This window comes from Arthrobacter sp. SIMBA_036, from assembly GCF_046535135.1.
In the GTDB taxonomy this organism is placed as follows: Bacteria; Actinomycetota; Actinomycetes; order Actinomycetales; family Micrococcaceae; genus Arthrobacter.
Map to the genome: position 1 here is coordinate 1 of NZ_JAWRXG010000120.1, position 278 is coordinate 278.

Genomic DNA, 278 nt, shown 5'->3' on the forward strand with positions numbered 1-278 from the left:
GTGGAGATTGCAGATCGTTGGTTGTTGGCGTGAGTGCTTCCAGATCCCGAAACACGAACCTCGGAGCTTCTGGAATATATTCCCAGCAGGACACCGCCGTCTCCTGTTGGAATCATTTTCTTAACTTCATCCAGACCTTTTCCGCCTACAATCAATTGGGAGAGTTCTTTTCTGTCCTTATCAAGTCTGGTAATTAGAACATCTTTGGAACCGTAACCTTTTGCAGCATTCTGGACATTACCCGCAACAAAGAACCCTAAATCTGTAGTCTGAATGAC

Annotated in this window: 1 protein-coding gene; it reads right to left on the reverse strand. The window is 45.3% G+C overall.

Features of this window, described 5'->3' with window-relative positions; translation table 11 throughout:
- A partial coding sequence (locus SB659_RS19355; protein ID WP_410551568.1) for a hypothetical protein occupies positions 1 to 278 on the reverse strand: 278 nt, incomplete at both ends.